Genomic DNA, 25,889 nt, shown 5'->3' with positions numbered 1-25,889 from the left:
CCGGCCCGGGACGGTCGGGGCTGTCGGTGCGGGCGGCTAGCCTTTTTACGTGTCCGCGCGTGCGTCCGTCCTCTCCGATCCCGAGCAGCTCAAAGAGCTCCTCGGGATCCCCTTCACGCCCGAACAGATGGCCTGCGTCACCGCCCCGCCCGCCCCGCAGGTCGTCGTCGCCGGCGCCGGTTCCGGCAAGACCACCGTCATGGCGGCCCGCGTGGTCTGGCTCGTGGGCACCGGCACGGTCGCCCCCGAGCAGGTCCTCGGCCTCACCTTCACCAACAAGGCCGCCGGCGAACTGTCCGAGCGCGTACGGAAGGCCCTCGCGCGGGCAGGCATCACCGACCCGGACCCCTCCCCGGCCGACGTGGACACGGCCGGCGGCGAGCCCCGCATCTCCACCTACCACGCCTTCGCCGGCCAGCTGCTGAAGGACCACGGCCTGCGCATCGGCCTGGAGCCCAGCTCCCGCCTCCTCGCCGACGCCACCCGCTTCCAGCTCGCCGCGAAGGTGCTGCGCGAGGCCCCCGGCCCGTACCCCTCGCTCACCAAGTCCGTCCCCGACCTGGTCGGGGACCTCCTCGCGCTCGACGGCGAGCTCTCCGAGCACCTGGTCGAGCCGGCGGAGCTGCGCCTGCACGACACCGCGCTCCTGGACGTGCTCGCGGGCACCCGGCTCACCAACGAGGACCTGCGCAAGGTCCCCGAGGCCGTGCGCGGCCGCCTCGAACTGCTCGAGCTCGTCGTCCGCTACCGCGCCGCCAAACGCACCCGCGACCTCTTCGACTTCAGCGACCAGATAGCCCTCTCCGCGCAGCTCGCCACCACCCGCCCCGAGGTCGGCGCACTGCTGCGCGAGGAATTCAAGGTCGTGCTCCTGGACGAGTACCAGGACACCTCGGTCGCCCAGCGCCTCCTGCTCTCCGGGCTCTTCGGCGCGGGCTCCGGCCACGCCGTGACCGCCGTCGGAGATCCCTGCCAGGCCATCTACGGCTGGCGCGGCGCCTCCGTGGCCAACCTCGACGACTTCCCCGAGCACTTCCCGCACGCCGACGGGAGCCCCGCTGCCCGGCTCTCCCTCAGCGAGAACCGGCGCAGCGGCGGCCGGCTCCTGGACCTGGCCAACGGGCTCGCCGCCCCGCTGCGCGCCATGCACGAGGGCGTGGAGGCACTGCGCCCCGCGCCGGGGGCCGAGCACGCGGGCCAGGTCCGCTGCGCCCTGCTGGAGACCCACGCCCAGGAGCTCGACTGGCTCGCCGACTCCGTCGCCCACCTGGTCCGCACGGGCACGGAGCCGCGCGAGATCGCGGTCCTGTGCCGCTCGGCCGGGGACTTCGCGCGGATCCAGGCCGTGCTGGTGGACCGGGACGTGCCGGTGGAGGTCGTCGGCCTCTCCGGGCTGCTGCACCTCCCCGAGGTCGCGGACCTCGTCGCCGTCTGCGAGGTCCTCCAGGACCCGGGCGCCAACGCCTCCCTCGTCCGGCTCCTCATCGGCCCGCGCTGGCGGATCGGCGCGCGCGACCTGGCCCTGCTGGGCCGGCGGGCCCGCCTCATGGTGGGCCGGTCGCCGGCCGGGGCGGACCCGGACGAACGGCTTGCGGCGGCCGTGGAAGGCGTGGACCCGGCGGAGATCGTGTCCCTGGCCGACGCGCTGGAGACCTTCCTCGACGGCGCCGGACAGGCCCCGGACGACCTCCCCTTCTCGGCGGAGGCCCGGGTCCGCTTCGCGCACATCGCCCAGGAACTGCGCGACCTGCGCCGCTCCCTGGCCGATCCCCTCATGGACGTCCTGCACCGCGTGCTGTCCGCGACCGGCCTGGAGGTGGAGCTGTCCGCCTCCCCGCACGCACTGGCGGCCCGCCGCCGCGAGACGCTCTCGAACTTCATGGACGTCGCGGCCGGGTTCGCCGCGCTCGACGGCGAGGCCTCGCTGCTGGCCTTCCTGGCGTTCCTGCGCACCGCCGCCCAGTACGAGAAGGGCCTGGACCACGCCCTGCCGGGCGGGGAGAACACGGTCAAGGTCCTGACGGCCCACAAGTCGAAGGGCCTGGAGTGGGACGTGGTCGTCGTCCCGGACCTGTGCGCGGGGTCCTTCCCGAAGGAGAAGGCGCCGGAGGCCTGGACCTCGTACGCGAAGGTGCTCCCGTACGCGCTGCGCGGCGACGCCCCCACCCTGCCGGCGGACCCGGACTGGACCTCGGCCGGCCTGAAGGCGTTCAAGACGGCCCTGAAGGACCACAAGGCGACCGAAGAGCTCCGCCTGGGCTACGTGACCTTCACCCGCCCCCGCTCCCTCCTCCTGGCCTCGGGCCACTGGTGGGGCCCGACCCAGAAGAAGCGCCGCGGCCCTTCGGCCTTCCTCCGGTCCCTCCACGACCACTGCGCGGCGGGCTTCGGCGAGATCGAGGCCTGGGCGGACGAGCCGGAGCCGGCCGCCGAGAACCCGTCCCTCGCCGACGACTCCACCCCGGACCACTCCTGGCCCCTCCCGCTCGACCCGCACTCCCTCACCCTGCGCCGGGCGGCGGCCGCCCTGGTGGAGTCCTACCTCGCCGCCCCGCCCCCGCCGGAGGACGAGGCCTACCTCTGGCCCCCGGACTGCGAGGAGCCGTGGCCGTCCGAAGACCCCTGGGAACCACCCCCCGCCGAAGACCCCTGGGCAGCCGAGCCCCTACCCGCGCCCGGCGGCGGCGCAGCCGTGCCCGCGGGCACGAACCCCACCGCGCACCAGGACCGGCCCACCGGCCCGCCTGACGACGAGCTGTGGCCGGAGGCGGCCCACTGGGACGTCGCCGAGAGCCCGGGCGGAGCCCGCCGCACCGGCACCGGCGCCCCGGAGGGTGATGGCCCCTGGGCCGGCGAGGCCTGGGCCGCGGCGGCCCGCCCGGGCGGCGGTGCAGCCGGACTCGCGCCCGAGGAGGCGCGCGCCATCGCCTCCTGGGACCGGGACCTCGACGCCCTGGAGGGCGAGCTCCGCCGCGCCCGCGCAGCCGTCCGCGACGTCGAGCTGCCCGCCGCCCTCTCCGCGAGCCAGCTGCTCCGGCTCGCCGCCGACGAGCAGGGCTTCGTACGCGACCTCGCCCGCCCCATGCCCAAGCCCCCACAGCCCGCCGCCCGCCAGGGCACCCGGTTCCACGCCTGGGTCGAGTCCCGCTTCGACGAGCTCCCGCTGCCCTTCCTCGACGTCCTCGACCCCGTCACCGACCTCCCCGGCGCCGGCTCCGACCAGGAGATCGCCGACGAGGCCGACCTCGACTCCCTCAAGGCCGCCTTCGAGCGCAGCCCGTACGCCGACCGGCCGCCCCACCGCATGGAGGCCCCGGTCCAGCTCACCCTCGCCGGCCGCGTCATCCGCGGCCGGATCGACGCCGTCTACCGCAACGACGACGGCTCGTACGAGATCGTCGACTGGAAGACCGGCCGCACCACCGAGGCCGACCCCCTCCAGCTCGCCGTCTACCGCCTGGCCTGGGCCGAGGCCACGAACACCCCGCTCGACCGGGTCACCGCCGCCTTCCTCCACGTCCGCAGCGGCCGCGTGATCCGGCCCCGCAACCTCCCCGACCGGGCCCGCCTTGAGCGGATCCTCCAAGGCAAAACGGACACCGGCGGCGCCCATCAGACGGACGGCTAGGCTCGTGGGCATGAGCGACACCCCGCCGGACAACGTCGTCCGCACGTACATCGACACCCACCGCGCCGCCTTCCTCGACGACCTCGCCGAGTGGCTCCGCATCCCCTCCGTCTCGGCCCAGCCCGAGCACGCGGACGACGTACGCCGCAGCGCCGAATGGCTCGCGGCGAAGCTCAAGGAGACCGGCTTCCCGGTGTCCGAGGTCTGGGAGACCCCCGGCGCCCCCGCCGTCTTCGCGCACTGGCCGAGCGAGGACCCGCAGGCCCCCACCGTCCTGGTGTACGGGCACCACGACGTGCAGCCCGCCGCCCTCGCCGACGGCTGGCACACGGACCCCTTCGAGCCGGTGGTCCGCGACGGCCGCATGTACGGGCGCGGCGCCGCCGACGACAAGGGGCAGGTGTTCTTCCACACCCTCGGGGTGCGCGCGCACCTGGCCGCCACCGGCGCGGCCGCCCCCGCCGTGAACCTCAAGCTGCTCATCGAGGGCGAGGAGGAGTCCGGCTCCGCGAACTTCCGCGCGCTCGTCGAGGCCCGCGCCGCCGAGCTCGCCGCCGACGTCGTGATCGTCTCGGACACCGGCATGTGGTCCGAGACCACCCCCACCGTCTGCACCGGCATGCGCGGCGTCGCCGACTGCGAGATCGACTTCCACGGCCCGGACCAGGACATCCACTCCGGCGCCTTCGGCGGGGCCGTGCCCAATCCGGCCGCCGTCGCCGCCCGCCTGGTCGCCGCCCTGCACGACGACGACGGACGGGTGACGATCCCCGGTTTCTACGACGGGATCGCCGAGCTCACCGAGGCGGAGCGCGCGCTCATCGCCGAGCTGCCCTTCGACGAGTCCGAGTGGCTCCGTACGGCCCGCTCCCACGCGGCCTCCGGGGAGGCCGGCTACTCCACCCTGGAGCGCGTCTGGGCCCGCCCGACGGCCGAGGTCAACGGCATCGGCGGCGGCTACCAGGGCCCCGGCGGCAAGACCATCGTGCCCGCCTCCGCCCACCTGAAGCTGTCGTTCCGCCTGGTGTCCGGCCAGGACCCGTACGAGGTCGAGGCCGCCGTCAGGGACTGGGTCGCGGCCCGGATCCCGGACGGGATCCGCCACTCCATCACCTTCGGCGCCCCGACCCGGCCGTGCCTGACCCCGCTGGACCACCCGGCCCTGCAGTCCGTCGTACGGGCCATGGGCCGCGCCTTCGGCCAGAAGATCCGCTTCACCCGCGAGGGCGGCTCCGGACCCGCGGCGGACCTCCAGGACGTCCTGGACGCGCCCGTCCTCTTCCTCGGCATTTCGGTACCGTCCGACGGCTGGCACTCGCCGAACGAGAAGGTCGAGCTGGACCTGCTCCTCAAGGGCGTCGAGACGACCGCCTACCTCTGGGGAGACCTGGCCGCCACCCACCGCCCCACCGCCTGACACCCGACGCACGCACGCCTGCCTTGTCCCACCACCGGGGGAGTTGGAAGTACCTGTGAGCACCCATACCGAGCGCCCTCTCACCGAGCGCCCTCTCTCGCTCGCCGCGCCCAGCGGAATCGACCGCGCCGCGCACCACCGCCTCGACGAGGCGTGGCTCGCCGCCGCCTGGAGCCACCCCACGACCCGCGTCTTCGTCGTCTCCGGCGGCCAGGTCCTGATCGACGACACCCCCGACGGGGGCACCGGCATCGTGATGACCCCGGCCTTCGAGGCCCCGGTCACCGAGACCCACCGCTACTTCCTGGGCACGGACGAGGACGGCGTACGGTACTTCGCGCTGCAGAAGGACGCCCTGCCGGGCCGCATGGACCAGTCGGCCCGCCCGGCCGGCCTGCGCGAGGCCGGACTGCTGCTCTCCCCGCGCGACGCCGGGCTGATGGTGCACGCGGTGGCCCTGGAGAACTGGCAGCGGATGCACCGCTTCTGCTCCCGCTGCGGCGAGCGCACGGTGGTCGCCGCCGCCGGACACATCCGCCGCTGCCCGGGCTGCGGCGCCGAGCACTACCCGCGCACCGACCCGGCCGTGATCATGCTGGTCACGGACGAGCACGACCGCGCGCTGCTGGGCCGCCAGGTGCACTGGCCGGAGGGCCGCTTCTCGACCCTCGCCGGGTTCGTGGAGCCGGGCGAGTCGATCGAGCAGTCCGTCGTCCGCGAGGTGTGGGAGGAGGCGGGCGTCCGGGTCGGCGAGGTCGAGTACGTGGCCAGCCAGCCGTGGCCCTTCCCGTACAGCCTGATGCTGGGCTTCACGGCCCGCGCCACCACCTCCGAGATCACGGTGGACGGCGAGGAGATCCAGGAGGCCCGCTGGTTCTCCCGTGAGGAGCTGCGCGCCGCGTTCGAGACGGGCGAGGTGCTGCCCCCGTCGGGCATCTCCATCGCCGCCCGGCTGGTCGAGCTCTGGTACGGCGAGCCGCTGCCGAAGATGGCGGCGTAACGTTCGTCACAGCAGAAGGCCCCCGCCTCGGCGGGGGCCTTTCTGGTGCTCGCGGGGACCTGCGGGTGCCCGCGGGTGCGGCTGCCTCAGACGGCGAGGGCCTGCTTGACCTGGGCCAGGCTCGGGTTCGTCATGACGGACTCGTTGCCGGCGGAGGACTTCACGAGCACGGTGGGAACCGTCTGGTTGCCGCCGTTGGCCTTCTCGACGAACGCGGCGGACTCCGGGTCGAGCTCGATGTTGATCTCGTTGTACGCGATGCCTTCCCGGTCCAGCTGGGTCTTCAGCCGACGGCAGTAGCCGCACCAGGTCGTGCTGTACATCGTGACGGTGCCCGTGTCCTGCATGCTGCGCTCTCCTTCGTGAGGGCTCGGTGGTCCGAGTACTCGAACGTACGGGACCCCGCGGCCATTCCCGTACGGCGTCCCCGTGCGGCCGGTGTGACTGATACGACGGATACGTGCCGCCTGTGGACGGTTTTCCCGCCCGCCCCACGAGACCTGGCAGCATGGCGGGGTGACAGCAGCAACGCACTTCCCCTCGTTCCCGGGTGGCCCCGCCTCCGCCGACTCGGCCGACGCGGTGCTCCTGGGCCTGGACCCGGAGCAGCGCGAGGTCGCGACGACCCTGCGCGGGCCGGTGTGCGTGCTGGCGGGCGCCGGTACCGGCAAGACCCGCGCGATCACCCACCGCATCGCCTACGGCGTCCGCTCGGGCCAGCTCATGCCGGCCAGTGTGCTGGCCGTCACCTTCACCAACCGCGCCGCCGGAGAGATGCGCGGCCGCCTGCGCACCCTCGGCGCGGGCGGGGTCCAGGCCCGGACCTTCCACTCCGCCGCCCTGCGCCAGCTCCAGTACTTCTGGCCCAAGGCGGTCGGCGGGGACGTGCCCCGGCTCCTGGAGCGCAAGATCCAGCTCGTCGCGGAGGCCGGCGCGCGCTGCCGCATCCGGCTCGACCGGGGCGAGCTGCGCGACGTCACCGGCGAGATCGAGTGGGCCAAGGTCACGCAGACGGTCCCCGCCGACTACCCGGCCGCCGCCCTCAAGTCGGGCCGCGAGGCGCCCCGGGACATGGCCGAGATCGCCCAGATCTACGGGGCGTACGAGCAGCTCAAGCGCGACCGCGGCATGATCGACTTCGAGGACGTGCTGCTCCTGACCGTCGGCATCCTCCAGGACCGCCACGACATCGCCGAGCAGATCCGCACCCAGTACCAGCACTTCGTCGTCGACGAGTACCAGGACGTCAGCCCCCTCCAGCAGCGGCTGCTGGACCTCTGGCTCGGCGAGCGCGACAGCCTCTGCGTCGTCGGCGACGCCAGCCAGACGATCTACTCCTTCACCGGCGCCACCCCCGACCACCTGCTGAACTTCCGCACCAAGTACCCGCAGGCCACCGTGGTCAAGCTGGTCCGCGACTACCGCTCCACCCCCCAGGTGGTCCACCTCGCCAACGGGCTCCTGAACCAGGCCAAGGGCCGCGCCGCCGAGCACCGGCTGGAGCTGGTCTCCCAGCGCGAGACCGGCCCCGACCCCGTCTACGCCGAGTACGCGGACGAGCCGGCCGAGGCCGAGGGCGTCGCCCACCGGATCCGGGACCTGATCGCCGCGGGCGTCCCGGCCGGCGAGATCGCCGTCCTCTACCGCATCAACGCCCAGTCCGAGGTCTACGAACAGGCCCTGGCCGACGCCGGGGTCCCCTACCAGCTGCGCGGGGCCGAGCGGTTCTTCGAGCGGGCCGAGGTCCAGAAGGCGATCCTCGCGCTGCGCGGAGCCGCCCGTTCCGGCGGGAACGACCCGCTGCTCGACGACGTCGTGGAACTGGGCTCCCAGGTCCGGGCGGTGCTCAGCTCCACCGGCTGGACCCCCGAGCCGCCCGCCGGCTCCGGCGCCGTGCGCGACCAGTGGGAATCCCTGGCCGCGCTGGTCCGGCTCGCCGAGGACTTCGCCCGGACCCGGCCGGGCGTCACCCTGGCCGACCTCACGGTCGAGCTGGACGAGCGCAAGGCCGCCCAGCACGCCCCGACCGTCCAGGGCGTCACCCTGGCCTCGCTGCACGCGGCGAAGGGCCTGGAGTGGGACGCCGTGTTCCTCGTCGGCCTCACCGACGGCATGCTGCCGATCACGTACGCGAAGACCGACGAGCAGGTCGAGGAGGAGCGCCGGCTGCTCTATGTCGGCGTCACCCGGGCGCGGATGCACCTGACCCTCTCCTGGGGCCTCTCCCGGGCTCCGGGCGGCCGGGCCTCCCGGCGGCCCAGCCGCTTCCTGAACGGCCTGCGGCCGGGCTCCGCGGCCCCGGGGAGCCGGCCGGGCTCCCCGGCCGACCGGTTGGCCCGGAGGCGCGACAGGCGGGGCCCCACGCTGTGCCGGGTGTGCCGCAAGACCCTGACCGAGGCCGGCGAGCTCAAGCTGATGCGCTGTGAGGACTGCCCGTCCGACATGGACGAAGGGCTCTACGAGCGGCTGCGGGAGTGGCGCGCGGGCCAGTCGAAGGAGCAGGGCCTGCCCGCCTACTGCGTCTTCACGGACAAGACCCTGATGGCCATCGCGGAGGCCGCGCCCACCGAGCCGGGCGAGCTCTCTATGATCTCCGGAGTGGGCGGCCGCAAGCTCGAGCGGTACGGCGCCGAGGTCCTGGCCATATGTGCAGGTCAGGAGCACGGGTCCGCGGATCCTGCCGACGCGTAGAAACTCGTCGGAAAAATAGTTTGCACATGCCCAGCGAAGACCCATAGGTTCTTAGCAACGGAAACGGTGGCTTCTCCGAAGCCCTGGATCCGTGCTGTACTTATCCGAATACGCATGGGACAGGCCCTCGGGCCGAGTCCCCGAGACGCCGAGAGGAGGCGAGACCAGTGACCAGCTTCATGACCTTCACCAAAATGACCGATCGCTCGGTCGACGCTTCCTGCCTGCTCGGTTCCGTCTCCCTTCTGGGTACCGGTGTGTCCGCGATTTCCGCCGACCGCCCCGCCCTGCTGGCGACCCTTCCGGTCAGTGAGCGCAATGAGCGACCGACCCAGGCACCGGTGGCAGTACTGGCAGCAGAAGCTCAGGCGCATGGCGCCTATGGCTTCGCGGCCGCAGCCGGTGCCGGAGCCAAGACGAAGCAGACGAAGCAGCAGCACCACCTGATGTGGGCCTTCCGTGGGCTCGAACCCTGGAGTGATCCAGTCTGATCGCATGATCAGGCCGGCGCCTTCAGGGCCGCGGAACCCCACCCGGGATCCGCGGCCCTTCTGTTTGTCCCCGAACGGGGGGCGAACGCAGCAAAGGGGCCTCGGGACTGGCAGAAGCAGGTGACAGCCGAACCCGGCCCACCGGCCGGAACGACTAGCCGACCAAGACGACGAGGAAGAAACCACCGTGCAACTCGAAGCGCACGCCCCGTCCGTAACGCAGACCCACACGATCTCCCCGCCCGCAGTCCCGGAGGACCACGCCTTGACCCCGCTCACCGCGCTCACCGCGCTCGACGACGCCATCGAGAACCTCGGCGTACCCGTTCCCTGCCGCACCTTCGACCCCGAGGTCTTCTTCGCCGAGTCCCCGGCCGACGTCGAGTACGCCAAGTCGCTCTGCCGCACCTGCCCGCTGGTCGAGGCCTGCCTCGCCGGAGCGGTCGAGCGCCGCGAGCCCTGGGGCGTCTGGGGTGGCGAGCTCTTCGTCCAGGGCGTCGTCGTCGCCCGCAAGCGGCCCCGTGGCCGTCCGCGCAAGAACCCGGTTGTCGCGGCATGACCGCCATCGGAACCATCGACCGCCCCCTGACGCACGACCCCCTGAAGCAGGCCCTCATGACCGCCTACACCACGAGCGAGCAGCCGCACGGCGCCGCCCACGCAGACTTCATCACCACCGGCGCGATCACCTCGCGTCAGAACAGGACCCGCGAAATGCAACTCATCCCAGAAGCCCTGGCTCGTGCCCATATGGACGAGCTCATGCGTGAGGTGGACGTCGAACGTCACGCCGTACGCCTGGTCACCGCCCGCCGCATGCAGCGGCGTGCCGAGCGCGTCTCGATGCGCGCCCGCCGTGCGCTGGCCATGGCCGTCATGCACTAAGAGCTGAAAACAGCGTCCCCGGGGGGACCGGTCCGAACGGACCGGTCCCCCCGGTGCGTTGCGGACGGCAGTCCACCCCCTGCGGGGATATCGTCTGGAGGTGGACCAGCCGACTCCCCACCCCGCCCCGTCGGGATCCGAGGCCCAGCCCGTCGTCTGCGCGCGCTGTGGCACGGAGTCCCCCAACGGCGCCCCGCCCACCTGGACCTGCTCGGTGGAGAACGGGACCAGACAGTACTTCTGCGTCGACTGCGCGCGGGCCAACCTCCGGGCGATCGAAGGCAGGCTCGACTCCTCCTGGTGGTGACGGAGCGGACCCTACGGAGTCACTCGGCGGAAGCGAACCCGGGCAGCCAGGCGTCCAGTTCGTCCCGCAGCCGCACCGTCGCGCCCAGCTGGCACAGCACCCCGATCGTGCTCAGCGTGACCCGGTGGATCAGCAGGTACGAAGGCGGCAGGTTGATCTGCCGGCCCAACTGGTGCGCGGGGGAGCGGGGATCGGCGATCCGCGCCGCCTGGCCGCGCAGCCACGGCCGGGTGAAGGTGAACTCCTCCGCCTCGGCCGGCTCGATGATCGGCTTGAGGTAGTCCAGCACCGCGTCGGGGTCCAGCTCGATGGACTCCTTCACGAACCCCTCGGCGCGCAGGTGCCCGTAGACCCCCTCGGCGTCACCGTCCAGGGTCATCCGCAGCGACCTGCCGATGGGCTTGGGCCAGCCGCCGGGCAGCCGGTCGACCGTGCCGAAGTCCAGGACGCCCAGCCGCATCCGGCCGTCCGCCCCCGGTATCAGCCGGAAGTTGCCCGGGTGCGGATCCGCGTGCAGCAGACCGGTGCGCGCGGGACCGGAGAAGAGGAACCGGGCCAGCAGCTGCCCGGCGCGGTCGCGCTCCTCCTCGGTGCCGTCGGCTATCACCTCCGACAGCGGGGTCCCCTCCATCCACTCGGTCACCAGCACCTGGTCGCCCTGGTGCACGACGTCCGGCACGACCACGTCCGGATCGTCCTCGAACGCGTCGGCGTGCGTCCGCTGGGCCTCGGCCTCCAGCTCGTAGTCGAGCTCCTCGGAGACCCGGTTGCGCAACTCCTTGATGAGCGGCTTGATCTCCATGCCGGGGATCAGCGGCCCCAGCAGCCCCGCGAACCGGCCCAGCTGCTTCAGGTCCGACAGCAGCGCCTCACCGGCCCCCGGGTACTGGACCTTGACCGCGACCTGCCGGCCGTCGTGCCACACCGCCCGGTGCACCTGCCCGATCGAGGCCGCCGCGGCCGGCTTGTCCTCGAACTCCTCGAACAGCTCCCGCCAGTCCTCGCCGAGACGGTCCGCCAGCACCTGGTGCACCGTCGCCGCGGGCAGGGGCGGAGCCGCCTCCTGAAGCTTGGTCAGCGCCGCCCGATAGGGCCCCGCGACCTCCTCGGGCAGCGCCGACTCGAAGACCGACAGGGCCTGCCCGAACTTCATGGCACCGCCCTTCAGCTCCCCGAGCGTGCGGAACAGCTGCTCGGCTGTGCGCTTCTGGAGCTCGCTCGCCACGATCTCGGCCGACTTGCCCCCGATCCGCTTGCCCAGCCCCCAGGTGGCCCGTCCCGCGATGCCGAGCGGCAGCGCGGCCAGCTTGACGGTGCGGGTGACCGCCTTCCGGGGAAGATCAGACATGCGCCCCTCCATTTCCCAGACAGCTGGGCCGCGAACAGCGGTTCTCCGCATCCTGTCATGGCCTCCTCGCGGCTCGGAGGAGGGCACCTGCCCCAGCCCGTGCGGGATCTCGCCAAAGCCGGACGGCGCCCGGCCCGATGGGCCAGCATGACGGGGCAGGGGGACGGGATGATCGTGAGGAGCAGGGGATGGCGGGGCGGGGTCCCACGAGGCAGGAGCTCATCCGGCGACGGCGTTCCGGCGGCTTCATCGGACGGGAAGGCGAGGTGTCGGCCTTCCGGGACGCGCTCAAGCAGCCCCCGGACGAGGCGGCGCAGTTCCTCTTCCATGTGCGCGGCCCGGCCGGAGTCGGGAAGTCCACCCTCGTACGCCAGTTGGAGACCATCGCCCGCGACGGCCAGGCCGTCACCGCCTACGTGGACGAGTCGGTGGCCGACACCGTGGAGACGATGGAGGTCATCAGCGCCCAGTTCGCCCAGCAGGGGGCGGCCCTGAAGGGCTTCGACAAACTCCTCGCCACCTACCGCCAGCGCCGGCACGAGGCGGACGCCGGGATGGGCGTCGCCGTGACGGGTGGGGACCTGCCCGCAGGCGAGGTCCCGCCCCCGTCGCCGTCCACTGTGATCGCCTCGCAACTGGGCCTGGCCGGACTGGGCATGATCCCCGGAGTCGGCGCCTTCACCGGCGCGGTCGACCCGCACCAGGTCGCAGCCGGCGCGGACCGGATGAAAGCGCTGATCAGCACGCGATTGCGCAACCACGGGGACGTGGAACTCGTCCTGTCCCCGCTGGACGCGCTGACCCCCGTGTTCCTCGAGGAACTCTCCGAGGTCGCTCGTCGTCGGCCATGGATCGTGCTCTTCTTCGACACCTACGAACGCACCGGTCGGCTGCTGGACACCTGGCTGCGCGACGTGCTGGTCAGCGATCGATACGGAGGGCTCCCCTCGAACGTCCTGGTCACCCTGGCAGGCCAGTCCCGGCTGACGGCCGCGTGCTGGCAGGACTGGATGGACCTGGTCACGGACTGGCCCCTGGAGGCCTTCACGGAGACGGAGGCACGACAGCTCCTCACCGGCAAGGGGGTGACGGACGAGCGGGTCGTCGAGGTCATCCTCCAGCTGTCGAAGTGCCTCCCCGTGCTCGTCTCCATCCTCGCCGAGACACAGCCCGGCAGTGTGGAAGAGATCGGGGACCCGAGCGGCACCGCCGTGGAGAGGTTCCTCAAGTGGGAGACCGATCCGGCCCGCCGGGCCGCCGCCCTGGCGTGCGCGTTCCCCCAGGAGCTGGACGAGGACGTGTACCGGGCGGCCGTGGAGGAAGACGCGACCGAACTGTTCGGCTGGCTGCGGTCGATGCCCTTCGTCACCGACCGGTCGGGTCACTGCCGCTACCACGAACTCGTCCGCGGCACCATGCTCCGCCTGCAGCGCAGGCAGTCGCCGGCGCGGTGGGAACAGCTGCACACCCGGCTCGCCGACGCCTTCGGTCAGCGCCGGGCCCGCCTGGAGGAGGCCGCCGCTCCTTCCCGCGGTTGGTGGGCGGACGAGACATGGCGCGCACACCGGCTCCAGGAGACGTATCACCGTCTTTGCGCCGACCCCCGTACCGCCCTCCCCGCAGCCCTGAGCGAGCTCCTCGACGCCTATTGCCACGGCGTCACCAGCCTCCGTCGCTGGATCCAGACCTTGGCCAGGAGCGGTCGTGACGCCGACTCGGAAGCGGTCGCCCAGTGGGGAGAGGACCTCCAGGCGGCGATGGACGGTCCCGGGGGGAGCGGAGCGGTGTTCACCCTCCTCGTCAGCCGTGCCGGTCTCGATGCCGTCGGCCGGGCCCTGGCCTTCGCGTGCCGTGGCCTCGACCACCGCAGCGCCGAGAGGTATCCGCAGGCCCTTGCCGACTACAGCCGTGCCACGGAACTGGACCCCCAGCTCGTCCGCGCGTACTTCGGGCGCGGCCGGACGCACGCGTTGACGGGCAGCCACGACGAGGCGATCGCGGACTTCGAGCGGGCCATCGAGCTCGATCCCGGCCATTTCCGGTCGGTCGTGAGTCGCGGGGCCTCCTACCGGCTCACCGGACGGTACGAAGAGGCTCTCGCCGCCTTCGGCCACGCCATCGAACTGGCGCCGGACTACGACTGGGCCTTCACCAACCGCGGTGTCGTCCACCGCATGCAAGGGCGCTTCGAGGAGGCCCTGGCGGACTTCGACCGCGCCGTCGAACTGCGGGAGGACCCGTGGGCGCTCGTGAACCGAGGCGTCACCTTCAACGCCATGGAGCGCTTCGAAGAGGCGCTGCCGGACTTCGCACGGGCTCTCGCCGCCTCGCCGGACTACGGCTGGGCCTTCATCAACCGTGGCGTCACCTACTGGGAACTCGGGCGCCACGGAGAGGCGATCGCCCAGCTCGACCGAGGAGTCGAGCTCAGCCCCGACCACGTGTGGGGCATTCTTCAGCGTGGCCGGATGCGTGAGTGTCTCGACCGGCTGGTGGAGGCGCATGACGACTTCAGCCGTGTGATCGAGCTGAAGCCCGACAGCATCGTGGCCCTGTGCGGCCGGGGACGGGTGCGCCACCTCATGGGGCTCTATGCGGCGGCCGTGGAGGACTTCTCCCGGGTCATGGAGCTGCGGCGGCCGGATGAATGGACGCTGACCGCCCGGGGGATGGCATACAGGCTCATGGGGCGGTACGAGGAGGCACTGGCCGATCTCACCCGCGCCGTCGCCGCCGGGCCTTCCAGCGCTCATGCCCACTACGAGACCGCCGTGGTCCTGCACGCGCTCGGTCGTCCCGAGCGTGACCACCATCTGTCGCGGGCTGTGGAGCTCCTGGCACCCGAGGGCGCCGGGCTCACCTCCGATCCGGCGGCCAACACCGGCAACCTCGTCCTGGCCCATGTCCTGTCGCTGCGATGGGAGGAGGCCGGCTCCCTGGTCTCGGCCTTCCTGGACGGCGATCCGCAGCCCGGACGGGCGCAGGAGCTGATCCTCGCCCTGCGCAGCCTGATTGTGATCATTCCGTCGGCAGAACCGAGGATCCTCGCTCTCTGCCGCACCGTCGAGGAGCGGTTCGCGGGACATCAGTGACCCCCTGACAACGTGAGTGCGGCCGGTGCCTCCGGGGCCGTCCGCTCCGCGGCCGCGCCGCACGGGCAGTCCGGGTGCGGGTGGACCGGGGCGGGCTGCCAGTGGAGGGTGGGGAGGGCGGCCTCCCAGCGGGTGGCGGTGGACGCGGGCAGTTCACCGTCGAGGAAGGAGAGCGCGTGGGCCGCGGCCAGGCCGGCCACCGCCGTGGACAGCCCCAGGTCGCAGGCTGCGCCCGCGCGCCGGCGGTGGGCCGAACGCCACTGGACCAGCATCCGGGGCCAGGCCGCGTCCCGGTCCACGCGGTCGCGCTCCATGCACCCCGCGCAGGCCGTCACCCCCGGCAGGACCAGCGGACCCACCAGCCCCGTCCCCTCCAACACCCCCGCGTACAGGTGCGGGATGCCCGTAGCGACCCAGTCGGCCGCGGTGCCCGGATCGGGGGCCCAGGCGTGCAGCCCGTCCCGGGGCGCGACCACCACCAACGCCAGCCGGGGCTCCGCGCCCTCCTCCTCCCCGGCCCGCGGGGTGCGTCCCGGGGCCGATGTGCGCACCAGCCTCCCCGCGGCCTCCGCCCGCAGCCGGCCCACGCTCCCGGGATCCAGACCGCCCGGCGCCACGTCGGCCGGCTCCACCCGGCCCCCGTCGAGCACCTCGACCCGGCCCACACCGGCGCCCGCCAGGACCGCCGCGATGACGGCGCCCACCCGGCCGCTCCCGCGCACCCGGACCCGTACCGCCCGGCGCGCGGCGACACCCCGTAAGTCCCCGCCCGGCTCCCGGTGCACCAGGGAGAGAGAGCCCAGATCGGGCCCCAGCCGCTCCAGGGACTCCGGATGCCTGCGCACGGCCTGGGCCCGCGGACCTCCCGCGGTGGCGTCGTCGAGCAGACCGGCTCCCGCCAACTGCCTGACGAGTGCGTCGGCCCGGCCGTCCGGGAGTCCCATCCCCCTGGCCTCGGCCCGCAGCAGATCCATCCCCCGCGTGCCGTCGATCCGGTCGATGAGCGTGCCGGTGGCCGTGTCCACCGGCCCGAGCACCACCGCGTGGGCGGGGGTCACCCCGAACTGCACCGTCTCCCGGTCCCGCCAGGCCCGCGCCAGCGCGGGCTTCACCTTCGGATACATGTCCGGTCCCCCTCGATTTCCGGTGCGGACTCGCGCCGCCCCTTTTCCCGTTCTTCCGCAACAGTGCCCGTCCGCCGGAATCCGTGCGGGAATTTGTCCACAGGCGAGGGGTATTAGGCATATGAGATGAAGGGAAATGCCGTTCCTGATATCGGCTGCGCATCGCTCGCGTTCGAACCGCGGACGGGCGGGACTTCGGCCACCGCTACCGGGTACCGTCGTGGCGTGTCCGCCGACCCATCGCCGCGCGCCGTCGAAGTCCGCCGGAGTGCGCGCCGCCGCAGGACCGTATCCGCCTATCGCGAGGGTGACCGTACGGTCGTCCTCATCCCTGCCCGGATGTCCGAGGCGGAAGAACAGCGCTGGGTGGGCGTCATGCTCGACAAGCTGGCCGCCCAGGAGAGCAAACGCACCCTCGGGGACGCGGAACTCACCGAGCGCGCAGAGCGTCTGTCCGAGCAGTACTTCGGCGGCCGCGCACGCCCCCGCTCGGTCCGCTGGGTCACCAACCAGAACACCCGCTGGGGCTCCTGCACGCCGGCCGAAGGCAGCATCCGGCTCTCGCACCGCATCCAGGGCATGCCGGAGTACGTCGTCGACTACGTGCTCCTGCACGAGCTGGCCCACCTCCTCGTGCCCGGCCACGGGCCCCGCTTCTGGGAGCTGCTGGAGGCGTACCCGCGCACCGAGCGGGCCCGCGGGTACCTGGAGGGAGTGGTGGCGGCCGAGCGCCTCCCGAAGGTCCCGGCCGCCCGCGAGGAATGAGCAGGAAGGCCTTGTACCCACCCGTCATGTCACACAGCGTGATATGTACCGGGTCGGTACCGACTTGGCCGGATGTCGGCAGTTGCCGTTAGCCTGAGCGGCACGCATTTCACAGTCGGGATGGGGGACGGTCGTTACGTATGGCCAGGGAATTCCAACGCGGCCACAAGGCCAAGATCAGTGATCTCACGGCGGGCACCGATCTGTACGTAGGCGTCCAGATCGCCGGGCCCGGACTCACCTTCGACATCAGCTGTTTCGGGCTCGACGCCAATGAGCAGCTCTCGGACGACCGCTACTTCGTCTTCTTCAACCAGCCGAAGTCGCCGGAAGAGTCCATTCAGCAACTCGGCGCACAGTCCGGTGACACCGAATCCTTCCGGGTGACCCTGGATCGCATTCCGGCGTCCATCCACAAGCTCTCCTTCACCGCCACCATCGACGGCGCCGGCCAGATGTCGCAGGTCGGCCCGGGCTACATCCGGATCGTGGCCGGCGGCGAAGAGGTCGTCCGGTACGCCTTCACCGGCTCGGAGTTCACCACCGAGCGGGCCGTGATGCTCGGCGACTTCTACCTCAAGGACGTGTGGCGTTTCGCCGCCGTCGGCCAGGGCTTCGACGGCGGGCTCGACGCGCTGCTGAGGAACTTCGGCGGCGAGGTCGCCGAGGAGGCACCGCCGCAGCAGCAGGCGCCGGCCGCCGCCGCGCCCGGCTTCGCCCCGCCGCCGCAGGGAGCCGCGCCGGCCCCGGCCTTCGGCGCCCCGGCGCCCGCCCAGGCCGCTGCTCCCGCGCCCGCGCCGTCCTTCGGTGCGCCCGCGCCCGCCGCGGCCCCGCAGCCGCAGTACCAGCAGCCCGCCGCGCCGGCCCCGGTGCACACCGCGCCCACCATGGCCGCGCCGCTCGCCCCGCAGGCCCCCGCTCCGTACGGGCAGCCGCAGCAGCCCTCGTACGGCCAGGTCCCCGGGCAGGTCCCGGGCCAGTACCCCGGCCAGGTCCCGCCGCCCGCCCCGGCCCCCGCGCCCTACGGGCAGCAGCCGGGCTACGGCCAGGTCCCCGGCCAGGTCCCGGGCCAGCAGCCCGGCTACGCGCCCCAGGCCGCGGCCCCCGTCGCGGCCGGGCTCGCCGCGGCGCTCCAGCCGTACAAGGAAGCCCCCACGGGCACCCGCTGGACCCCGCAGAACGCGCAGCTCATGCGCGTCGACCTGGCGATGGGCGGCCAGGCCGTCCTCGCCCGCCAGGGCAGCATGGTCCTGTACCAGGGCAAGGTCGACTTCAGCTACAAGGGCGCGGGCTTCGCCGGCCGCATCGTCGGCAACGCCACCGGCCAGGAGATGCAGCTCATGCGCTGCACCGGCCGCGGCCAGGTCTTCCTCGCCGAGAACGGCGCCCACCTGCACGCCATCGAGCTCCAGGGCGACGGGATCTGCGTCTCCGCCGAGGCCGTCCTCGCCTTCGACGAGTCGCTCCAGCACGAGGTCCGCCGCATCGAGGGCCACGGCATCCCGGGCGGCGCCCTGTTCACCATGCAGTTCCAGGGCACCGGCACGGTGATCGTCAAGACGCACGGCGTCCCGGTGGTCCTGCCCGTCACGCCGACCACCTTCGCGGACAGCAACGCCATCGTCGCGTGGTCCTCCGCCTCGCAGGTGATCCTGTCCAGCCAGGTCCGGCTGCGGCGCAACGCCTACCCCGGCCACAGCGGGGAGACCGTGAACCTCCAGTTCCGCGGCGCTCCCGGCAACTTCATCGTCGTCCAGCCGTACGAGGTCTGAGGGAGCCCGACATGAACGCAATGAACCAGCAGCTCGCGGGCTTCGCCCCGACCCCCGTCACGGCCCGCATGGAGAACCACGGCCGGGCCATGCTCAAGGTCGCCATGCAGAGCGGCCAGGACCTCTTCGCCCGCACCGGCTCGATGGTCGCCTACGAGGGCTTCGTGCAGTACGAGCCCAACCCGCCGGCCGTCCGCCAGATGGCCTCGCAGTGGGTCACCGGCGAGGGCGCACCGCTGATGAAGTGCACCGGCGACGGCCTGCTCTACCTCGCCGACTACGGCGCGGAAGTCGTCGTCATCAACCTCAACAACGACTCGCTCTCGGTCAACGGCACCAACCTGCTCGCCTTCGACGCGCACCTCCAGTGGGGCGTCGAGCGGGTCAAGGGTCTCGCCAAGTTCGCCGGCCAGGGCCTGTTCAACGTGCAGATCGCGGGCACCGGGTGGGTCGCCCTGACCTCCCGCGGCACCCCGATCGTCGTCGACTGCGGACGCGGCGAGGACGAGACCTACGTCGACCCGGACGCGCTCGTCGCCTGGTCGCCGAATCTCAAGGTCAAGGGCAAGCGCAGCTTCAAGGCCTCGTCGATGATCGGCCGGGGCAGCGGGGAGGCCTACCAGATGGCCTTCTCCGGCCAGGGCATCGTCGTCGTACAGCCCAGCGAGGACAGCACCGACCGGCTCCGGGTCCGGGGCTGAGGGGGAGCGGACACATCATGCAGAGCGCACTTTTCGCCCACGCCGAGGCCCAGTCCCAGGACCGGTACGCCATCCAGAACCCGCAGCTGCTGCGGGTCTCGCTGACCGGCTCCGACGACGTACTCGCCCGCAAGGGCGCGATGGTCGCCTACCAGGGCCTCATCGACTTCGACGGCGAGTACCAGAGCACCGGACAGCGCAACGCCCGCCGCCGCACCGGCGAGGGCCTCGACCTCATGCGCTGCTCCGGGCAGGGCACGGTCTACCTGGCCAATCTGGCCCAGTACGTGCACGTCGTGGACGTGGACCAGGAAGGCCTCACGGTCGACAGCAGCTACGTCCTGGCCCTGGACTCCACCCTGCACACCGAGGTCATCGCGGTGGACAGCCAGTACGGAATCTCCGGATCCGGCAAGTACCAGCTCAACATCACCGGCCGCGGCAAGGTCGCGCTGATGACCTCCGGGCAGCCGCTGATGATGCACGTCACGCCCGACAAGTACGTCAACGTCGACGCGGACGCGATCGTCGCCTGGTCGACCTCGCTCCGGGTGCAGATGCAGGCCCAGACGCACTCCAGCGGAGTCTGGCGGCGGCGCGGCAACACCGGCGAGGGCTGGGAGCTCAGCTTCCTCGGCACCGGCTTCGCGCTGGTGCAGCCCAGCGAGGTGCTGCCGCCGCAGAACGCCCAGCTCGGCCAGGGCGTCGCCGCGCAGTTCGGCGTGGGCCAGCACGGCTCCCACGCGCAGAACCAGAACAACGCCTGGAACTGATCCCGGGCACTGATCGCAGGCAGGCGAAAGGGGCGGCCCCGCGAGGGACCGCCCCTTTCCGCCGTACCCGGGCTCAGCCCCCGAGGCGAGCCAAGGTCGCCTCCAGCAGCCGTACCACCGAGGTGTCGGCCACCGCCGCCACCTCCTCGTACGGGAACCAGCGCAGGTCCAGCGATTCCTCGCTGATCTCCGCCACCGCACCGGCCGGAGCCAGCGCCGCGTACTGCACGTCCAGGTGCCAGTGGCACGGCGCCGGGATCGGATGCCGGTCCAGGCGGACCGGGCCGCCGGGCAGCAGGCTCAGCCCGGACGCGATGCCCGACTCCTCCCGGGCCTCGCGCAGCGCCGCCTCCTCCAGGGTGGCGTCGCCGGGCTCGCAGTGGCCGCCCATCTGCAGCCACAGGCCCAGCTTCTTGTGCAGGGTCAGCAGGACGCGCTCCCCGACCGGGTCGATCACCAGGGCGCTGCCGGTGATGTGCCCGGCCGTGCACGGCTTGTACACCCCGTCCGGATGGGCGGCGAGGTGCTCCAGATAGACGTCACGCAGCTCGGGCTGGTCCTCGTAGCCCTTCAGGACGAGGACCGCGTCTTCGTGCAGGCTCACTTCTTCTCGTCGCCGTCCTCGTCGCTCTTGTCACGCCGGTCGCGCTGCTCGGCGGCCTCGCCGAGCATCTTGTCGATCTCGGAGAAGTCCAGCTGCTCGCGGTGCACGAAGCCGTCCGGGTCGTCCAGGTCGGAGGCCGTCGGCAGCATGTCCGGGTGCTCCCACAGCCCGTCGCGGCCGTCCACACCGCGCGCGTCCGTGAGCGAGGCCCACAGCCGGGAGGCGTCGCGCAGCCGGCGCGGACGCAGCTCCAGGCCGATCAGCGTCGCGAAGGTCTGCTCCGCCGGGCCGCCCGAGGCGCGCCGCCGGCGCATGGTCTCGCGCATCGCGTCCGCCGAGGTCAGCCGCGGCTTGGCGGCCTCGTGCACCACCGCGTCGACCCAGCCCTCGACCAGCGCGAGCGCCGTCTCCAGGCGGGCCAGGGCGGCCTTCTGCTCGGGGGTGTCCTGCGGCTGGAACATGCCGCCCTGCAGCGCTTCCTGCAGCTGCTCCGGGTTGGACGGGTCCAGCTGGCCGACCACGTCCTCCAGCTTCGAGGTGTCGACCTTGATGCCGCGGGCGTAGCCCTCGACCGCGCCGAACAGGTGCGAGCGCAGCCACGGCACGTGCGCGAAGAGCCGGGCGTGCGCCGCCTCGCGCAGCGCCAGATACAGCCGCACCTCGTCCGGGGCGACGCTCAGGTCCTTGCCGAAGGCCTCGATGTTCAGCGGCAGCAGCGCGGCCTTGCCGGCCGGGCCCAGCGGCAGGCCGATGTCGGTCGAGCCGACGACCTCGCCCGCGAGCGTGCCCACGGCCTGGCCGATCTGCTGGCCGAACATGGCCCCGCCCATGGAGCGCATCATCCCGAGCAGCGGGCCCGCCATGGCCTGCATCTCCTCGGGCAGGACGCTGCCCATGGCCGCGCCGACGCGCTCGGCGACCGGGTCCACGAGCTCCTTCCACACCGGAAGGGTCGCCTCGACCCACTCGGCCCGGCTCCAGGCCACGGAGGTGGTGGCACCCGAGGGCAGCGAGGTCACCCCGTCCAGCCAGTGGTCGGCGAGGCGCACGGCCTCCTCGACGGCCGACTTCTCGGCGATGCCGACGCTCGTGTCCTTCACGCCGTCCGCGGTGCCCTGCGCGACGGTCTGGCGGGCGATGTCCTTGGCCATGTCCCAGTTCACGGGACCGCCCTCGTAGCTCAGCATCTGGCCGAGCTGCTGGAAGGCCGCACCCAGGTCGTTCGGGTTCATCGAACCGAACATCGCGGCGAACGGATTGTCCGCGCCACCGGGACCGCCGGCGCCGCCCGGCAGGCCCATGCCCGGGAACCCGAACGGATTCGGGCCGCCCTGACCGCCCTGACTGCCCTTCTTCTTGCCCTCGTCGCCGTTCTCCGGCTCCTCCGGCGGAAGGCCGAATCCGAATGGGGTGTCGCTCACGGGTTTCCTCGGCTCGTAGGGCCGCCGGCGGGTGCCGACGGGCAATGGTCCGACAACACCACCCAGCGTAGACACCCGGCCCGCATGCGGGCTCGGTGCTCCGCCGACTCCTGGGCTGCGGCAGGATGGACATCACCTGGTGGGTACGCGTCACGGCGCGTCCCTACTGAAGACAACCGCTGGAGACGCCCGGTGAGTTCCCCAGATCCGCAGTTTCGCGCGATGAACGACGACGAAGACCGCCCTGAGCACGGCGACAGCGCCCAGGGCGTTCGCCAGCCGCGAAACCCGGCCGTGCGAGGTCCCGTGATCGCCGTGACCGGCGCCGCGTCGGGGGTCGGCGCGGCCCTGGTGAGCCGGCTGGCCGCCTCAGACGAGGTCAAGCAGGTCGTCGCCATCGACGAGCGGCGGGGCGACTGCGCGGCCGCGCAGTGGCACATCCTGGACGTACGCGACCCCGCGATCGCCGAGAAGCTGCGCGGCGCGGACGTCGTCGTCCACCTCGCCCTCGACCTCGACCTGGAGACGGACCCCGCGGCCCGTACGGCGTACAACGTGCGCGGGACCCAGACCGTCCTCACCGCGGCCGCCGCGGCCGGCGTGCACCGGGTCGTGCTCTGCACCTCGGCGATGGTCTACGGGGCCCTGCCGGACAACGACATCCCGCTGTCGGAGGACTCCGAGCTGCGGGCGACCGCGGAGGCCACCGGCGTCGGCGACCTGCTGGAGATCGAGCGCCTCGGCCGCCGGGCCCCCCGCGCGCACCCGGGCCTGAACGTCACCGTGATCCGCCCGGCGGTCCTGGTCGGCGGCACCGACACCGCCCTGACCCGCTACTTCGAGTCCCCGCGGCTGCTCGTGGTGGCGGGATCCCGCCCGACGTGGCAGTTCTGCCACGTGGAGGACCTGGTCAGCGCCCTGGAGTACGCGGCCCTGGAAAAGGTCGAGGGCGAGCTGGCCGTGGGCTGCGAGGGGTGGCTGGAGCAGGAGGAGGTCGAGGAGCTGAGCGGCATCCGCCGCATGGAGCTCCCCTCGGCGGTCGCGCTCGGCGCGGCGGCCCGGCTGCACCGGATCGGCCTCACCCCGTCCCCGGCCGGCGACCTCGCGTACACGATGCACCCGTGGGTGGTCAGCGTCAGCGGGCTGCACGCGGCGGGGTGGCGGCCGCGCTGGACCAACGAGGAGGTGCTCGCCGAGCTCCTCCAGGAGGTCTCGGGGCGCCACACGGTCGCGGGCCGCCGGCTGGGCCGCAGGGACGCCGCCACGGCCGCGGGTGCGGCGGGTGCGACGGTGGCGCTGCTGGGTGCGGCCGCCGCGGTCCGCTTGGCGCGGAAGCGGCGCGGGATCTGACCCTGCGGGCCGGGCCGCCTGCCCGACCCGCCGGGGCGCTGCCCCGCGCCCCGGGCCCCCGCGCCTCAAAGATTCGGGGCTCCGCCCCGGACCCCGCGCCTCAAACGCCGGCGAGGCTGAAACAGCGCCTCAAACGCCGGCGGGGCTGAAAGAGCGCCTCAAACGCCGGCGGGGCTGAAAGAGCGCCTCAAACGCCGGCGGGGCTGAAAGAGCGCCTCAAACGCCGGCGGGGCTGGGTTTGGCGGGGCTGGAGTGGGCGGGCCTGGATGGTGCCCGGGGCTGGATTGGTAGGAGGCTCCCAAGGGGGGCGGGCCGGGACGGGCGAAAGTGCTATTTCGCCTCGTCAGCCACTAGGGCACGATGAAGGCATGGCACCGCACTTCGACCACCCCGGCGAGCAGGCCGCTCAGGACCCGATCCGGCTGCTCGAGATCCGTGAAACCCCGCTCTCGATCGACGAGGTCTTCCAGGCCGTCGGCGACGACGCGACGGGAGGGACGACGCTCTTCGTCGGCACGGTGCGCAACCACGACAGCGGGGCGGACGTCGATTCGCTCGGCTACTCCTGCCACCCGACGGCCGAGGCCGAGATGCGCCGGGTCGCCGAGCGCGTCGTGGCCAAGTTCCCCGTCCGCGCGCTGGCCGCCGTGCACCGCGTCGGCGACCTCGCCGTAGGCGACCTGGCCGTCGTCGTGGCCGTCTCCTGCCCGCACCGCGGCGAGGCCTTCGAGGCCTGCCGGATGCTCATAGACGACCTCAAGCACGAGGTCCCGATCTGGAAGCACCAAACCTTCGCCGACGGCAGCGAGGAGTGGGTCGGCGCCTGCTAGAAGGGAGTGCGCCGGGACGGTACGACGGACGGAGTCCGGCGCAGGCGTCCGAAGCCTGTGAGGCGCTCCGGCGCCGAGGAGTGCGAGGGCGGCAGTGAAGGAGGGGCCCTTCGCCGACGGCAGCGAGGAGTGGGTCGGCGCCTGCTGAACCCCGGTCGCGGAGCGGCCCCCGCGAGGGGGTAGCCTCGCACCCGTTCGGCCGCGCAACACGCCCTCGATTTGCGTAACCCCCCCACGGGCACGAGCGTTGAAGCCACCAACGAAACGTAGTTCGGGGTAGGGAGGCACGCCCATGGCGTCTTTGGCGTGGTTGCTGATTCCGCTGTTCGCCGCGATAGGTGCGGCGATATGGGGCAGCTGGGCGGCACGCGACCGCACGCAAGGTGACATATCCGAGCTCGCCGGCTACGCGCGGTTCCGCGAGGCCATGGGGAACGCCGATCAGGCCAGGGCGAAGGCAGAGGCCCATTCCGGTTCCGACGCCGTCTGACGGGACTCCGCTGAGAATCCCCTGAGAGTTTCGCGTACGGACCCCGTACGGACCGGCCCCGAGGGCCGCCCGCCGGGGCCGTCCCGTACTGTCGGATCCATGCCACGCCGCACTGCGACGATGCTCGCTTCCACCCTCGTGCTGTTCGCGCTGCTCTGCGCAGGGGTGTTCATCAAGGTCCCGTATTCCGAGATGAGCCCCGGCCCGACCGTGAACACGCTCGGCGACTCGCACGGTGCGCCCGTACTCAACATCTCGGGGCGCAAGACGTACCCGACCAGCGGGCACCTGAACATGACGACGGTCCGCGTCACCGGCGCGGACTACGACATGAACCTGGTGGAAGCGGTGTACGGGTGGCTGTCCGGCGACAACATCGTCGTGCCGCACGAGAACCTCTACCCGGACGGCAAGACGGACGCGGAATCCACTCAGGAGAACGCCGAGGAGTTCAGCCAGTCCCAGCAGAGCGCCAAGGTGGCGGCCCTGAAGGAGCTCGGCATCCCGGTCACCGCCCGCGTGATCGTCGCCTCCGTCGTCAAGGGCAGCCCCTCCGAGGGCAAGCTGCACGCCGGTGACGTGATCAAGGCCGTCGACGGCGCCCCCGTCACCGCCCCCGAGGACGTGGCCAAGCTCGTCACCAAGCACAAGCCCGGCGAGCCGGTCGAGTTCACGATCGTGCCCGCCGCGGAGGCGGCCGAGGCGGCGAAGGCGAACCACGAGCCCGCCGGTTCCTCGAAGCTGACGATCAACGCGGGCAAGGCGGAGGGCGACGGTCACGCCATCGTCGGCATCCGGGCCGGATCCGACCACACCTTCCCGTTCACGATCGACATCAAGCTCGCGGACGTCGGCGGCCCGAGCGCCGGCCTGATGTTCGCCCTCGGCATCGTCGACAAGCTGACCCCGGAGGACCTGACCGGCGGCAAGTTCGTCGCGGGCACCGGCACCATCGACGACGCGGGCAAGGTCGGCCCGATCGGCGGCATCCAGATGAAGACCATCGGCGCCCGCCAGGCCGGCGCCGAGTACTTCCTGACGCCCGCCGACAACTGCGCCTCCGCGGCCACGAACGTGCCCGACGGCCTGACCCTGGTGAAGGTCTCCACGATCGGCGACGCCACCAAGGCACTGGAGAAGATCAGCAAGGGGGACACGGCCGGGCTGACGCAGTGCAGCGCCAAGCCCTGACCGGTCCTC

The 25,889-nt window shown here is 72.4% G+C and carries 22 protein-coding genes; 17 read left to right on the top strand and 5 right to left on the bottom strand.

The window, feature by feature from the left end; all coding sequences use genetic code 11:
* Window positions 1-49 precede the first annotated feature (49 nt).
* From ACIPYQ_RS21440 to nudC, 3 genes are read left to right on the top strand one after another with little or no spacing between them, the layout of a single operon-like run.
* On the top strand, window positions 50-3,628 hold the full coding sequence (locus ACIPYQ_RS21440) for a UvrD-helicase domain-containing protein (protein ID WP_401253326.1): 3,579 nt from the start codon (window positions 50-52) through the stop codon (window positions 3,626-3,628).
* Window positions 3,629-3,638: 10 nt separating this feature from the next.
* Window positions 3,639-5,045: a dipeptidase gene (locus ACIPYQ_RS21435; RefSeq protein WP_401253323.1), complete on the top strand. Its 1,407-nt coding sequence runs from the start codon at window positions 3,639-3,641 to the stop codon at window positions 5,043-5,045.
* Window positions 5,046-5,088: 43 nt separating this feature from the next.
* Window positions 5,089-6,045, top strand: a complete 957-nt coding sequence (gene nudC, locus ACIPYQ_RS21430; protein WP_319732469.1) for an NAD(+) diphosphatase — start codon at window positions 5,089-5,091, stop codon at window positions 6,043-6,045.
* Between the two features lie 86 nt (window positions 6,046-6,131).
* Here nudC and ACIPYQ_RS21425 read toward each other — a convergent pair whose 3' ends face one another.
* Window positions 6,132-6,392 carry a mycoredoxin gene (locus ACIPYQ_RS21425; RefSeq protein ID WP_031151539.1) on the bottom strand — a complete coding sequence of 87 codons (261 nt, stop codon included), beginning with the start codon at window positions 6,390-6,392 and terminating at the stop codon, window positions 6,132-6,134.
* Between the two features lie 169 nt (window positions 6,393-6,561).
* Here ACIPYQ_RS21425 and ACIPYQ_RS21420 point away from each other — a divergent pair, with 169 nt between their 5' ends.
* The 5 genes from ACIPYQ_RS21420 to ACIPYQ_RS21400 all read left to right on the top strand — a co-directional run bounded on the left by ACIPYQ_RS21420 (window position 6,562) and on the right by ACIPYQ_RS21400 (window position 10,419).
* Entirely contained in the window at window positions 6,562-8,736 is a 2,175-nt protein-coding gene (locus ACIPYQ_RS21420; RefSeq protein WP_401253318.1) for an ATP-dependent DNA helicase UvrD2, read from the top strand.
* 179 nt (window positions 8,737-8,915) lie between these two features.
* Complete coding sequence (locus tag ACIPYQ_RS21415; protein ID WP_319732482.1) at window positions 8,916-9,227, top strand: hypothetical protein; 312 nt, start codon at window positions 8,916-8,918, stop codon at window positions 9,225-9,227.
* A gap of 187 nt (window positions 9,228-9,414) precedes the next feature.
* Window positions 9,415-9,786 (top strand): WhiB family transcriptional regulator, encoded by a 372-nt coding sequence (locus tag ACIPYQ_RS21410; protein ID WP_361752963.1) that lies wholly within the window; start codon window positions 9,415-9,417, stop codon window positions 9,784-9,786.
* Window positions 9,783-10,112, top strand: coding sequence for a hypothetical protein (locus ACIPYQ_RS21405; protein ID WP_361752965.1), 330 nt, complete (start codon window positions 9,783-9,785; stop codon window positions 10,110-10,112). Before ACIPYQ_RS21410 ends, ACIPYQ_RS21405 begins: the two co-directional genes overlap by 4 nt.
* A 100-nt stretch (window positions 10,113-10,212) precedes the next feature.
* Window positions 10,213-10,419, top strand: a complete 207-nt coding sequence (locus ACIPYQ_RS21400; RefSeq protein ID WP_361752967.1) for a hypothetical protein — start codon at window positions 10,213-10,215, stop codon at window positions 10,417-10,419.
* Window positions 10,420-10,438: 19 nt separating this feature from the next.
* Here ACIPYQ_RS21400 and ACIPYQ_RS21395 read toward each other — a convergent pair whose 3' ends face one another.
* Window positions 10,439-11,767, bottom strand: a complete 1,329-nt coding sequence (locus ACIPYQ_RS21395) for an AarF/ABC1/UbiB kinase family protein (protein ID WP_362232782.1) — start codon at window positions 11,765-11,767, stop codon at window positions 10,439-10,441.
* A gap of 188 nt (window positions 11,768-11,955) precedes the next feature.
* Between ACIPYQ_RS21395 and ACIPYQ_RS21390 the strand changes: the two genes are divergently transcribed.
* A complete protein-coding gene (locus ACIPYQ_RS21390; protein ID WP_401253313.1) occupies window positions 11,956-14,859 on the top strand; it encodes a tetratricopeptide repeat protein in 2,904 nt (967 codons plus the stop codon).
* Here ACIPYQ_RS21390 and ACIPYQ_RS21385 read toward each other — a convergent pair.
* The gene (locus ACIPYQ_RS21385) at window positions 14,853-15,983 is read right to left on the bottom strand and encodes a TOMM precursor leader peptide-binding protein (RefSeq protein ID WP_361752973.1); all 1,131 of its coding nucleotides are present in this window, start codon (window positions 15,981-15,983) and stop codon (window positions 14,853-14,855) included. The genes ACIPYQ_RS21390 and ACIPYQ_RS21385 overlap by 7 nt on opposite strands.
* Window positions 15,984-16,109: 126 nt before the next feature.
* Between ACIPYQ_RS21385 and ACIPYQ_RS21380 the strand changes: the two genes are divergently transcribed.
* The 4 genes from ACIPYQ_RS21380 (at window position 16,110) to ACIPYQ_RS21365 (ending at window position 19,994) form a co-directional block, all read left to right on the top strand.
* Window positions 16,110-16,748 (top strand): M48 family metallopeptidase, encoded by a 639-nt coding sequence (locus ACIPYQ_RS21380; protein WP_401253309.1) that lies wholly within the window; start codon window positions 16,110-16,112, stop codon window positions 16,746-16,748.
* Between the two features lie 140 nt (window positions 16,749-16,888).
* The gene (locus ACIPYQ_RS21375; protein WP_401253306.1) at window positions 16,889-18,520 is read left to right on the top strand and encodes a TerD family protein; all 1,632 of its coding nucleotides are present in this window, start codon (window positions 16,889-16,891) and stop codon (window positions 18,518-18,520) included.
* A 20-nt stretch (window positions 18,521-18,540) separates the two neighbouring features.
* Window positions 18,541-19,221, top strand: coding sequence for an AIM24 family protein (locus tag ACIPYQ_RS21370; protein ID WP_401253438.1), 681 nt, complete (start codon window positions 18,541-18,543; stop codon window positions 19,219-19,221).
* Between the two features lie 17 nt (window positions 19,222-19,238).
* Window positions 19,239-19,994 (top strand): AIM24 family protein, encoded by a 756-nt coding sequence (locus ACIPYQ_RS21365; RefSeq protein WP_361752977.1) that lies wholly within the window; start codon window positions 19,239-19,241, stop codon window positions 19,992-19,994.
* A 73-nt stretch (window positions 19,995-20,067) separates the two neighbouring features.
* Here the strand turns inward: ACIPYQ_RS21365 and ACIPYQ_RS21360 are convergent, their stop codons facing one another.
* On the bottom strand, window positions 20,068-20,598 hold the full coding sequence (locus tag ACIPYQ_RS21360) for an NUDIX hydrolase (protein ID WP_401253303.1): 531 nt from the start codon (window positions 20,596-20,598) through the stop codon (window positions 20,068-20,070).
* A complete protein-coding gene (locus ACIPYQ_RS21355; protein WP_361752981.1) occupies window positions 20,595-22,019 on the bottom strand; it encodes a zinc-dependent metalloprotease in 1,425 nt (474 codons plus the stop codon). The genes ACIPYQ_RS21360 and ACIPYQ_RS21355 overlap by 4 nt, the downstream gene beginning before the upstream one ends.
* A gap of 192 nt (window positions 22,020-22,211) precedes the next feature.
* Here ACIPYQ_RS21355 and ACIPYQ_RS21350 point away from each other — a divergent pair, with 192 nt between their 5' ends.
* The 4 genes from ACIPYQ_RS21350 (at window position 22,212) to ACIPYQ_RS21335 (ending at window position 25,880) form a co-directional block, all read left to right on the top strand.
* On the top strand, window positions 22,212-23,369 hold the full coding sequence (locus ACIPYQ_RS21350; RefSeq protein ID WP_361752983.1) for an SDR family oxidoreductase: 1,158 nt from the start codon (window positions 22,212-22,214) through the stop codon (window positions 23,367-23,369).
* Between the two features lie 368 nt (window positions 23,370-23,737).
* The gene (locus tag ACIPYQ_RS21345; protein WP_361752985.1) at window positions 23,738-24,199 is read left to right on the top strand and encodes a molybdenum cofactor biosynthesis protein MoaE; all 462 of its coding nucleotides are present in this window, start codon (window positions 23,738-23,740) and stop codon (window positions 24,197-24,199) included.
* A 292-nt stretch (window positions 24,200-24,491) separates the two neighbouring features.
* A complete protein-coding gene (locus tag ACIPYQ_RS21340) occupies window positions 24,492-24,689 on the top strand; it encodes a hypothetical protein (RefSeq protein WP_319723032.1) in 198 nt (65 codons plus the stop codon).
* A gap of 99 nt (window positions 24,690-24,788) precedes the next feature.
* Window positions 24,789-25,880: a PDZ domain-containing protein gene (locus ACIPYQ_RS21335; RefSeq protein ID WP_361752987.1), complete on the top strand. Its 1,092-nt coding sequence runs from the start codon at window positions 24,789-24,791 to the stop codon at window positions 25,878-25,880.
* The last annotated feature ends 9 nt before the right edge of the window (window positions 25,881-25,889 follow it).

Source organism: Streptomyces sp. NPDC090045, assembly GCF_044747975.1.
Lineage (GTDB): Bacteria > Actinomycetota > Actinomycetes > Streptomycetales > Streptomycetaceae > Streptomyces.
The sequence above is the reverse complement of the archived record's forward strand: the minus strand, read 5'-3'. Positions and strand labels throughout refer to the sequence as shown.

What these genes read in the sequence shown, in the direction of transcription:
- ACIPYQ_RS21435 (WP_401253323.1), top strand. Translation starts at nt 3,639, where the DNA reads ATGAGCGACACCCCGCCGGACAACGTCGTCCGCACGTACATCGACACC.
- ACIPYQ_RS21425 (WP_031151539.1), bottom strand. Translation starts at nt 6,392, where the DNA reads ATGCAGGACACGGGCACCGTCACGATGTACAGCACGACCTGGTGCGGC.
- ACIPYQ_RS21415 (WP_319732482.1), top strand. Translation starts at nt 8,916, where the DNA reads ATGACCTTCACCAAAATGACCGATCGCTCGGTCGACGCTTCCTGCCTG.
- ACIPYQ_RS21405 (WP_361752965.1), top strand. Translation starts at nt 9,783, where the DNA reads ATGACCGCCATCGGAACCATCGACCGCCCCCTGACGCACGACCCCCTG.
- ACIPYQ_RS21395 (WP_362232782.1), bottom strand. Translation starts at nt 11,767, where the DNA reads ATGTCTGATCTTCCCCGGAAGGCGGTCACCCGCACCGTCAAGCTGGCC.
- ACIPYQ_RS21390 (WP_401253313.1), top strand. Translation starts at nt 11,956, where the DNA reads ATGGCGGGGCGGGGTCCCACGAGGCAGGAGCTCATCCGGCGACGGCGT.
- ACIPYQ_RS21385 (WP_361752973.1), bottom strand. Translation starts at nt 15,983, where the DNA reads ATGTATCCGAAGGTGAAGCCCGCGCTGGCGCGGGCCTGGCGGGACCGG.
- ACIPYQ_RS21380 (WP_401253309.1), top strand. Translation starts at nt 16,110, where the DNA reads ATGAAGGGAAATGCCGTTCCTGATATCGGCTGCGCATCGCTCGCGTTC.
- ACIPYQ_RS21375 (WP_401253306.1), top strand. Translation starts at nt 16,889, where the DNA reads ATGGCCAGGGAATTCCAACGCGGCCACAAGGCCAAGATCAGTGATCTC.
- ACIPYQ_RS21370 (WP_401253438.1), top strand. Translation starts at nt 18,541, where the DNA reads ATGAACCAGCAGCTCGCGGGCTTCGCCCCGACCCCCGTCACGGCCCGC.
- ACIPYQ_RS21365 (WP_361752977.1), top strand. Translation starts at nt 19,239, where the DNA reads ATGCAGAGCGCACTTTTCGCCCACGCCGAGGCCCAGTCCCAGGACCGG.
- ACIPYQ_RS21345 (WP_361752985.1), top strand. Translation starts at nt 23,738, where the DNA reads ATGGCACCGCACTTCGACCACCCCGGCGAGCAGGCCGCTCAGGACCCG.
- ACIPYQ_RS21340 (WP_319723032.1), top strand. Translation starts at nt 24,492, where the DNA reads ATGGCGTCTTTGGCGTGGTTGCTGATTCCGCTGTTCGCCGCGATAGGT.
- ACIPYQ_RS21335 (WP_361752987.1), top strand. Translation starts at nt 24,789, where the DNA reads ATGCCACGCCGCACTGCGACGATGCTCGCTTCCACCCTCGTGCTGTTC.